The following is an 8,582-nucleotide window of genomic DNA, read 5'->3' as shown; positions in this document are numbered from 1 at the left end:
TCAAGGAGTGGCGTGCAGTCGCGACCAGATACGAAAAAACAGCGGCGTCATTCCTTGCCGTCATACACATCGCTGCTGCTGCAGACTGGATCAAGTGCTAACAGGCCCTAGCCCTTAGTCGCGCTATACAGGAACAGCGCTTTGAAATGGACAACGGCACAGGTGGAACAAGACCCCACACCCTTCCCGCGTCAGAGGCAGAGTGCCGTGAAGTTTTCGAAACGATCAATATCCTGCTGACAACTCTGGGATACCCGATTTTCGAACTTCTTGTCCGAGACCCTGTCGTCACACTACAGACGCCAGAAGCCGTTCCCGCTTCACAAAAACAGGCCGCTCCCTTCGAATTCTATTGCCGCACCTCCGGCGTTGACGGACGCGCCCAGTATACGGAAGAGGGCCTAGTTGTACTGGCCGGCTCTTATGGTCGCGCTGTCACCAGCACTTTTCTTCCGCATAACTATGCTCAGAAACGACAGGTCATGTTGGACCAGGGCCTTCTGCGCATTGAAGGTGACCGCATCTATTTTACCCGTGATGCACTATTTAAAGCCCCAAGCCCTGCGGCTATTGCCCTTTTGGGACGCTCAGCCAACGGATGGACCGAGTGGAAAGACCGTTCCAGGTGTACTCTCCAAAAAGCCATGGAAGGCTCTGCACACGATAACGACTGCGAGACCTGACGAACTCCCCTCACTCCCTGCCCCCGCAGCAGAATCGACGGCTCAGGCAACCATTTATTAAAGATTTCACGCCATCATGCGCTTCGCCGGGATTTTTCCGGCACCTGCATGATGGAGACTGTCTCGATGCGTAACATCGACCCAACCAGCGCAGGCGGCACCGACCTTTTTTCTCTGGGCCGTGACCGCATGAACTGGCTTCAGGCGCGCCAGCAGGTGCTGGCTGGTAACATCGCCAACTCCGATACACCGGACTACCAAGCTAAGGACGTCTCTCCTTTCGAGGCGGCGATGAGTGAATTCGACATCACGCCCACCGTCACCCAACCCGGTCATATCGGTTACAACGCCTCAGGCACCCACACCATCGAAACCACATCCGAACAGTCCCTGGACGGTAATCAGGTTTCCCTGGACCAGCAGATGGAACAGGTCGCGGACGTGAACGACCAGCAGCATCTCGCCGTGAACGTCTATTCGAAATACCTGAGCATGTTCCAGACGGCACTCGGCAAGTAAGGAGCCTGACGGATGAACCTGTCCACCACCATCGGCATTTCCGCAAGCGGCATGGACGCACAGGCCCAGCGCCTGCGTATCGTCGCGGAAAACCTCGCCAATCAGGATACGACCGGCTCCCAGCCCGGCGCGGATCCCTATCGCCGCAAGACCATCACCTTCGCCGAACATGTAGACGACGAAACGGGCGCCTCGACCGTGGATGTCCAGAATGTCGGACAGGACATGTCGGACTTCGATACACGCTATGATCCCTCGCATCCGGCCGCTGATGAACGTGGCTACGTCAAGGTTTCCAACGTGGATTCCATGACCGAGATGATGGACATGCGTGAAGCCGAACGCTCCTACGAAGCCAACCTCAACGCCCTTTCAAGCACCCGGACCATGCTGTCCCGCACGCTTGACCTTCTGAAATAACCCTGATGCTCACATCCCTCTCCCAGGCCCACAATGCCTACGCCGTCCAGAGCCTCCAGAGCCGCCTTCAGGACGTCACGGATGACGTCGATGACGGCATCCGCTCCTCCGCCTCGACCAGCGGCAGCAACTCCGGCACGGATTTCGGCTCCGTCCTGTCCCAGTCCATCGGAAGCGTCATCGACGGCGGCCATGATGCCGAAGCCAAGGCCGCACAGGGCCTGACAGGTGGCGGTGACATGACGCAGATCGTCACCGCGGTCTCCAATGCCCAGCTTGCTCTCCAGACCACGACCGTGATCCGCGACCGCATGGTCCAGGCATATCAGGACGTGATGAAAATGACGATCTGACCATGCAGGCCATCGATCTCGGCGCCATTCTGGAGCAGACCTTCCTCGTCGCTCTCAAGCTGAGTGCTCCCGCCCTCCTGACTGCGCTCGGGGTCGGCCTTCTGGTCTCGCTCGTGCAGGCCGTCACCCAGCTCAACGAGGCCACATTGTCCTTCGTCCCGAAGGTTCTGGCCATCGGAGCCGTCATGGTCATGGCCGGTTCCTTCATGACGGCCACACTCGTCGGCTTCACCCGGCACCTCTTCGATCAGCTGATCCTCGTCGGCACGACCTGAAACCACGCTGCCGCTTAAATCCGGAGTTTGCCAACGTGTCCGTGCTCAGACAATCCAACCTGAAAGGCGCTTCCCGGTGAACACCGGTCTTGCGGGTACTGCTGGAGCATCCACCCTGTCGGGTCTGGACCTCAGTGGTCCGGCCCTGAGCATCTGGGCCCTGGCTTTCGTTCTGGTCCTCTCCCGCACCGGCGCGGTTGTCATGGTCATGCCGGGCCTTGGCGAGCAGTCCATGCCCATGATGATCCGCGCCGGATGCGCCATCACCCTGACCGCCCTGCTGCTTCCGCTTGTCGCGCCTTTAATGATGCAGGCGCATCTCGACACCCTCGCTCCCGTTGCACTGGGTGGGATGATCGCCGTTGAACTCTTCGCAGGTGTCCTGATCGGCTGGATGGCCCGATTAATCTGCATGGCTTTGCCGATCGCCGGCCAGATCATCGCAGTCTGCATGGGCATTTCCAGCGTGCTCCAGCCGGATCCCGATCTCGGTTCGGGCAGCTCCGCCCCGGCCCGCTTCCTGAACCTGCTGGCACCCCTCGTGCTTCTCGTCACCGGCGCGTATATTCTTCCCATCCGCGCAATCCTTGGCAGCTACAGCATCATCCCGCCGGGCGGCGCACTTCTGCTCACCGCCAGTCACGCCCACTGGAACCTGCTGGGGGACTCCGCCCAGGGCATCATCCAGCTTACGGAGCACAGCTTCGCCCTCGGACTGGAGCTCAGCGCGCCCTTCCTGATCTTGTCACTCGTCTGGCAGGGCATGCTCGGCATCATGACGCGACTGCTGCCCACGCTTCAGATCTACAATGCCGCAAGCCCCCTTCAGCTTTTGGGCGGCATTGCCCTTCTCGGGTTGACCCTCAGCACCATGATCGCCGTCTGGCGGGGACAGGCTTTCGATGTTCTTCGCGCCCTGCCCGGCCTCTGAACGATGTCTGATTCCGACGACAAGACAGAAGCCCCGTCAGCCCAACGGCTCCAGAAAGCGCGTGATGACGGCCAGATCGTCATGTCTCGTGAGGCCATGAGCTTCGTGGCACTTCTCGGCGGCTTTGCCGGGATCTTCATGCTCCTACCCTATCTTGTGGCTGATTTCGTCCACAGCATGCGGGCCCTCATGGCCAATGCAGGCACGGTCCCGATGGCACAGGGCGGCCTGCTCAACAGCACGAATCACGCTATTGAGGCCGGCCTGTCCCTGGCCGTCCCGATCGCCGCAACCGTTGCCGTCTTCTGCCTCGCCGCAGGCTTCCTGCAGACCGGCTTCCTCATCCATCCCGGTTCGCTGATGCCGAAACTCGAGCGCGTCTCCCCGCTCGCGGGCTTCAAACGCATTGCAGGCGGCGGAACACTGCCGGACACGTTTAAGGCCCTCGCAAAATTCGCCGTCTTCGCCGTCATCCTGTGGAACATCTCCAGAAACGCTATTCCCACAGCGGCACGTATGGTCGGACTGGAACCCGGTCCCCTTCTGAAAATGATGGCGGATCTGGGCTTCCGGGCTGCCGCCGCCATGATCGGAGCCCAGTTGGTTACCGCAGGAGCCGACATTTTCTGGATGCGCTTCCGCCACATCTCCAAACTGAAAATGAGCCGCGAAGACCTCAAGGACGAATACAAAAACACGGAAGGCGACCCACACGTCAAAGGCCGTCAGAAAGCCCTGCGCGCCAAAGCGGCCAGACAGCGCATGATGGACGCCGTCAAAACCTCAACGGTCGTCGTGACCAACCCGACGCACTATGCCGTCGCCCTTGTCTATGAACGTGGAGGTGGCGGCGCGCCAAAAATCGTGGCCAAAGGCATGGACGATGTCGCAGCCCGGATCAGGGAGATCGCACAGGACAACCGCATCCCGATCGTTGCCAACCCGCCCCTGGCCCGCGCGCTCTTCACACTCCCGCTCGACAGTGAAATCCCAGCCGAACATTTCAAGGTTGTCGCAGCAATCATCGCCTATGTCTGGAAACTCAAACGGCCTGCCAACCGTTCTGCACCTCTGAAATAAGCAGGGGTGCGCCCGCAGGAAAAAATCTTCCTCCAAAGCCTTCCTCCCCCTTGGCGTGACCGGGGGCAGACATGATATGTCTGCCACAAGAACATTTGTGAACATGGAACGCTGGCAGCCGCAGAAATCACGGCTCTTTGCGAGAATGGCCGCCCGGTCTATCGTATCCTGTAAACGCCAGCCCCAACCTATTGCGAGGATTGAATGGACAAGACCAAGGCGCTTGAAGGCGCACTCAGCCAGATCGAGCGCGCCTTCGGCAAGGGCTCGATCATGCGCATGGGCCAGCGTCCGAAAGTGGAAGCCAATGTGATTTCCACCGGCTCCATCGGGTTGGATATCGCTCTCGGGATCGGCGGCCTGCCGCGCGGTCGTATCGTGGAGATCTATGGTCCGGAAAGCTCGGGCAAGACCACTCTTGCCCTGCATGTTCTGGCCGAAGCGCAGAAGAAGGGCGGCACCGTGGCCTTCGTCGATGCCGAACATGCGCTCGACCCCGGTTATGCCCGCAAGCTGGGCGTCAATATCGACGACCTCCTGCTCAGCCAGCCCGATGCCGGCGAACAGGCTCTGGAAATTGCTGACACGCTGGTCCGCTCCGGTGCCGTTGATGTGCTAGTCGTAGACTCCGTGGCAGCCCTCGTTCCCCGCGCCGAACTTGAAGGCGATATGGGCGACAGCCATGTCGGTCTGCATGCCCGTCTCATGAGCCAGGCCCTGCGCAAGCTCACGGGAACTGTCTCACGCTCCAACACGCTCGTGATCTTCCTGAACCAGATCCGCATGAAGATCGGCGTGATGTTCGGCAATCCGGAAACGACGACGGGCGGTAACGCGCTGAAGTTCTACTCGTCCATCCGCCTCGACATCCGTCGCATCGGGTCCATCAAGGACAAGGACGAGGTCGTCGGCAACCAGACCCGCGTCAAGGTCGTGAAGAACAAGATGGCGCCTCCGTTCCGTCAGGTCGAGTTCGACATCATGTACGGCGAAGGCATCAGCAAGATGGGCGAACTGCTCGATCTGGGCGTGAAGGGCAACATCGTCGAGAAATCCGGCGCATGGTTCTCCTTCGACAGCCAGCGCATCGGACAGGGCCGTGAAAACGCCAAGCAGTTCCTGCGCGAGCATCCGGAGATGGCCTCCGAGATCGAGCGTCGTATCCGGGCAGAAGCCGGTGTCCTTTCCGACGCCCTGATGACGGATCCGGAGCCCGACGCAGACGGCAACCCGGAAGACTGAAATGAAAAAGGGCTCCGGAAGGAGCCCTTTTTTATGCCGTGTAACTTTCGTGGAGAAGGTCGCTCAGGCGGCGATCTTGCTCCGGACACGATCCCAGAGTTTTGCACCCTTGATAATCGCACGCGCAATTGCCGGCGTCGTCGTCGGCCGCAGCAGGCGCGGGTCATAGCCGGAGAACCGGCGGTCATCCTCGTCCAGACAGAGCTGCATCAGGTCCGGAAGACTGATGTCCATCGTCGTCATATCTTTGGCACCCGTGACCGTGAAATTGTTGTCCTGGGTGTGCTCTTTCCCGTTCTCGTCAATCGAGCGGGCCAGCCCCATGCGCTCATAGGCCAGGAACAGCCAGACCCCGATCACACGCAGTTCGAACCACGGCCGCTTCCAGAACGGCATGGTCGCCCGGTGCCAGGCCAGCCAGTTCGCAAAAAGCAGGATATGGCGGCACTCTTCCTGCATGACCGGCTCGAACGTCTCGATCAGTTCCTGCGGGAACAGCCCGGCGCGTTCGGCCAGCGCGAACAGACCGAATGCAAAAAAGCTGTCCACACATTCCGAGAAACCCGTGACCAGATACGCCCATTCCGTATCCTTCGGCGTGACATACGGAGGCTCCGGCGCCATCGGGATGTTGTAAGCCTCGACCAGCTTGGTCAGGACTTCCTTGTGCCGGTTCTCTTCCCAGGCATTGCGCGACAGCGCATCCTTCATGTCCGGGTCGGTGATCATGTCCGCATAGGCGGCCATGCGCAGACGGGCCTTGCCCTCGGTCTGGACCGCAATATCCCAGATCGGCAGCGACGTGATGCGATGCAGCGTCTCCGGATCCAGCTTCGGCCAGTCGATCACGGATGGCTTGTACGGATTGAACGTATCACGGAACATCGCGGCGACGGCCCGTTTGTGCTCTTCCGTACCGGGCTTGAGCGGTCCCTGGATCGGGCTGCTCCAGTGGCGCGCTTCGTAATCAACGCGCTCGAGCGTCTTCTCCGACGGTGCGTCGGGAAGATGGGAATAGATTTCGGCCAGACTTTTCATGACTGTGTTCGCGGCGTGCCGGAAAGGCACGCCGTGCCCCTTGGAGCTTGTAGTTTTTACTTGAGTTCGGTTGCCGAGTGGATGATGCGGTTCACGAGGCCATAGGCAATGGCTTCATTGGCCGACATCCAGTAGTTCCGGTCCGTATCCTTGGCGACCTTTTCATAAGGCTGCCCGGTTTCCTTCGCGAAGATCCGGTTCAGACGCTCGCGCATCTTGATGATCTCGCGGGCCTCGATGTCGATATCCGTTGCCGGACCACGCACGCCACCCATCGGCTGATGCAGCAGGAAGCGCGTGTTCGGCAGGCAGACACGCCGCTCCGGGCGGCCGGCGGCATAGATCAGCGCACCGGCAGAAGCGACCCAGCCGGTACCGATCATGTTGATCGGCGCGATCGAATCCACAAAGCGGATCATGTCATGGATGGTATCGCCACTCTCCACATGACCGCCCGGCGAGTTCACATACACATCGATCGGCTTGTCGGACGTCCCGGCCAGTGCCAACAGGCGGCCTGTGACGTCGCGGGCGATCTTGTCGTTGATACCGCCGAAAATCAGAACTTTCCGCTGATCGAACAGACGGCCTTCAAGCTCGCTGATCGGGCTGTTCAGCGTCTTGTTGTCGTCTTCCCGGGTTTCGGGCTCCGGAGCATCCGGCTCGTCGTCCAGGCGGGTCGGGGTCATTCTGGTGATATCCATATCGTCTCCAGATCCAGCATGCATCTTCATACCCCCTATCCTGCGCCTCGTTTTCGTCGGTGCCAAGTCCTCCTTCGGACCGGGCTTCCGATCAGGCCTGACAGGAACTCTCGCCATCCCTGTCACGAACCGCTAGGCTCCGCCGCGTTTCGACATTCTAAAGACGGCAGGAACGGCACAGTGGTCCCAGGGAACAGCAGGCAGCCCATGACAGCGGCAACACGCAGGACTGCGGGAAAAATTCCCTTTCTCGTGCTGATGACCGCACCACTGCTGGCGGGCTGCCAGCATCAGGACATGACCGACACCGTAACCGGCTGGTGGCACGGTTTTGAAGGCGGCGAGATCGCCAAGCTGCGTGCCCCGCCGCCGGGCGAAAACCTGCGCTATCCCCATGTTGGCCGCACACCGACAAAGGCTCCGGATCTCCCCACTCCCGAGGCCCGGCTGTCGCTGACAACCCAGCTCGAAGCCCAGCGCAATCTGGCCCAGCGCGAAAGCGCGGCACAGGGCGCCCTGCCGACTATTCCCCCGCCGCCCAAACCGGCCCCGGCAACGCCTGCGACGACGGCGGATACCGAACAGAGCGGCATGACCATGACCGCAGTCGGACAGCCCGAAACTCCGGCTCCGGAATCCCCGTCTGCCGTCCACCCGGCTCCGAACCTCCCAACCGCGCCCACCACGACACCGGCTGCGGCCCCTGCACCAGCGCCCACACCAGCACCGGCCACCAAACCCGCTCCCGCGAAGAAACCTGCCGCCCCGCCACCGGTACCGGAAGCCGAGCTTCCGCCCGTGGTTGCAAAATCGATCCCCCCGACCCCGCCGGGCGAGTTCCCGCAGATCGGTGACCTGCCTCCGCCCCCGCCGCAGTTCCCCGGTTTCGATCTTCCGCGTGACGCCATGGTCAGCGACCCTATCCGTCCGGACATCGACACCTCCACGCCCGAAGGCACGCTGATCCGCTTTCAGCCGGCAACCGATCACGTCGCCGGCAACCCGCAGGGCGATTACCAGCACATCATTTCCCTGCGCGGGAACCAGCACCTGACCATCCGAGGCTTCGGCGCCTTCATGAGCGCAGACGCAGCCCTCGCCCCTGCGGACCAGAATCGGGAGATTGCGCTCGGCCTGCTCCGCGCCCGGGTCGTGGCCCGCGCCCTGATCGAGCGCGGCGTGCCTGCCTCCGCGATCATCCTCAAGGCCGAAGCCATCGGCGACGGCGTCCGTGTCACGGTCGGAGGCTGACGCGGGGGAAAATGGCCGGAAAATGACATTGTGAAATCAGGCACAGTCAGGCTGTTCCACTCCTGAAAAAACCTGTCTATCGTCGC

Annotated in this window: 11 protein-coding genes and 1 pseudogene; 10 read left to right on the top strand and 2 right to left on the bottom strand. The window is 61.1% G+C overall.

What is annotated here, in order from left to right:
* From HKD24_RS13335 to recA, 9 genes and pseudogenes are all read left to right on the top strand, one after another.
* A pseudogene (locus HKD24_RS13335) lies at nucleotides 1-101 on the top strand (IS5-like element ISMex42 family transposase); the annotation flags it as partial.
* A 45-nt stretch (nucleotides 102-146) separates the two neighbouring features.
* Nucleotides 147-683 (top strand): DUF4357 domain-containing protein, encoded by a 537-nt coding sequence (locus tag HKD24_RS13330; protein WP_228124413.1) that lies wholly within the window; start codon nucleotides 147-149, stop codon nucleotides 681-683.
* Between the two features lie 126 nt (nucleotides 684-809).
* On the top strand, nucleotides 810-1,202 hold the full coding sequence (locus HKD24_RS13325; protein ID WP_011253055.1) for a flagellar basal body rod protein FlgB: 393 nt from the start codon (nucleotides 810-812) through the stop codon (nucleotides 1,200-1,202).
* A gap of 12 nt (nucleotides 1,203-1,214) precedes the next feature.
* Complete coding sequence (gene flgC, locus HKD24_RS13320; protein WP_011253054.1) at nucleotides 1,215-1,622, top strand: flagellar basal body rod protein FlgC; 408 nt, start codon at nucleotides 1,215-1,217, stop codon at nucleotides 1,620-1,622.
* A 5-nt stretch (nucleotides 1,623-1,627) separates the two neighbouring features.
* Complete coding sequence (gene fliE, locus HKD24_RS13315) at nucleotides 1,628-1,975, top strand: flagellar hook-basal body complex protein FliE (RefSeq protein WP_194260716.1); 348 nt, start codon at nucleotides 1,628-1,630, stop codon at nucleotides 1,973-1,975.
* Between the two features lie 2 nt (nucleotides 1,976-1,977).
* On the top strand, nucleotides 1,978-2,250 hold the full coding sequence (locus HKD24_RS13310; RefSeq protein WP_062508422.1) for a flagellar biosynthetic protein FliQ: 273 nt from the start codon (nucleotides 1,978-1,980) through the stop codon (nucleotides 2,248-2,250).
* A gap of 76 nt (nucleotides 2,251-2,326) precedes the next feature.
* Nucleotides 2,327-3,181, top strand: coding sequence for a flagellar biosynthetic protein FliR (locus tag HKD24_RS13305; protein ID WP_194260715.1), 855 nt, complete (start codon nucleotides 2,327-2,329; stop codon nucleotides 3,179-3,181).
* Nucleotides 3,182-3,184: 3 nt separating this feature from the next.
* Nucleotides 3,185-4,261: an EscU/YscU/HrcU family type III secretion system export apparatus switch protein gene (locus HKD24_RS13300; RefSeq protein ID WP_194260714.1), complete on the top strand. Its 1,077-nt coding sequence runs from the start codon at nucleotides 3,185-3,187 to the stop codon at nucleotides 4,259-4,261.
* A gap of 204 nt (nucleotides 4,262-4,465) precedes the next feature.
* Nucleotides 4,466-5,503, top strand: a complete 1,038-nt coding sequence (gene recA / locus HKD24_RS13295) for a recombinase RecA (protein ID WP_062508417.1) — start codon at nucleotides 4,466-4,468, stop codon at nucleotides 5,501-5,503.
* Between the two features lie 63 nt (nucleotides 5,504-5,566).
* On the opposite strand, the gene HKD24_RS13290 is transcribed toward recA, so the two are convergent.
* Both HKD24_RS13290 and HKD24_RS13285 read right to left on the bottom strand, forming a co-directional pair.
* Entirely contained in the window at nucleotides 5,567-6,541 is a 975-nt protein-coding gene (locus tag HKD24_RS13290) for a ferritin family protein (protein ID WP_194260713.1), read from the bottom strand.
* A gap of 56 nt (nucleotides 6,542-6,597) precedes the next feature.
* Entirely contained in the window at nucleotides 6,598-7,275 is a 678-nt protein-coding gene (locus HKD24_RS13285) for an ATP-dependent Clp protease proteolytic subunit (RefSeq protein ID WP_194260712.1), read from the bottom strand.
* 177 nt (nucleotides 7,276-7,452) lie between these two features.
* Here HKD24_RS13285 and HKD24_RS13280 point away from each other — a divergent pair, with 177 nt between their 5' ends.
* Nucleotides 7,453-8,496 carry an OmpA family protein gene (locus HKD24_RS13280; RefSeq protein WP_194260711.1) on the top strand — a complete coding sequence of 348 codons (1,044 nt, stop codon included), beginning with the start codon at nucleotides 7,453-7,455 and terminating at the stop codon, nucleotides 8,494-8,496.
* Nucleotides 8,497-8,582 lie beyond the last annotated feature (86 nt).

It is taken from the genome of Gluconobacter vitians (assembly GCF_015244565.1).
GTDB lineage: Bacteria > Pseudomonadota > Alphaproteobacteria > Acetobacterales > Acetobacteraceae > Gluconobacter > Gluconobacter vitians.
This window is presented reverse-complemented; position numbering and strand designations above follow the sequence as displayed.

What these genes read in the sequence shown, in the direction of transcription:
- HKD24_RS13330 (WP_228124413.1), top strand. Translation starts at nt 147, where the DNA reads ATGGACAACGGCACAGGTGGAACAAGACCCCACACCCTTCCCGCGTCA.
- HKD24_RS13325 (WP_011253055.1), top strand. Translation starts at nt 810, where the DNA reads ATGCGTAACATCGACCCAACCAGCGCAGGCGGCACCGACCTTTTTTCT.
- flgC (WP_011253054.1), top strand. Translation starts at nt 1,215, where the DNA reads ATGAACCTGTCCACCACCATCGGCATTTCCGCAAGCGGCATGGACGCA.
- fliE (WP_194260716.1), top strand. Translation starts at nt 1,628, where the DNA reads ATGCTCACATCCCTCTCCCAGGCCCACAATGCCTACGCCGTCCAGAGC.
- HKD24_RS13310 (WP_062508422.1), top strand. Translation starts at nt 1,978, where the DNA reads ATGCAGGCCATCGATCTCGGCGCCATTCTGGAGCAGACCTTCCTCGTC.
- HKD24_RS13300 (WP_194260714.1), top strand. Translation starts at nt 3,185, where the DNA reads ATGTCTGATTCCGACGACAAGACAGAAGCCCCGTCAGCCCAACGGCTC.
- recA (WP_062508417.1), top strand. Translation starts at nt 4,466, where the DNA reads ATGGACAAGACCAAGGCGCTTGAAGGCGCACTCAGCCAGATCGAGCGC.
- HKD24_RS13290 (WP_194260713.1), bottom strand. Translation starts at nt 6,541, where the DNA reads ATGAAAAGTCTGGCCGAAATCTATTCCCATCTTCCCGACGCACCGTCG.
- HKD24_RS13285 (WP_194260712.1), bottom strand. Translation starts at nt 7,275, where the DNA reads ATGAAGATGCATGCTGGATCTGGAGACGATATGGATATCACCAGAATG.
- HKD24_RS13280 (WP_194260711.1), top strand. Translation starts at nt 7,453, where the DNA reads ATGACAGCGGCAACACGCAGGACTGCGGGAAAAATTCCCTTTCTCGTG.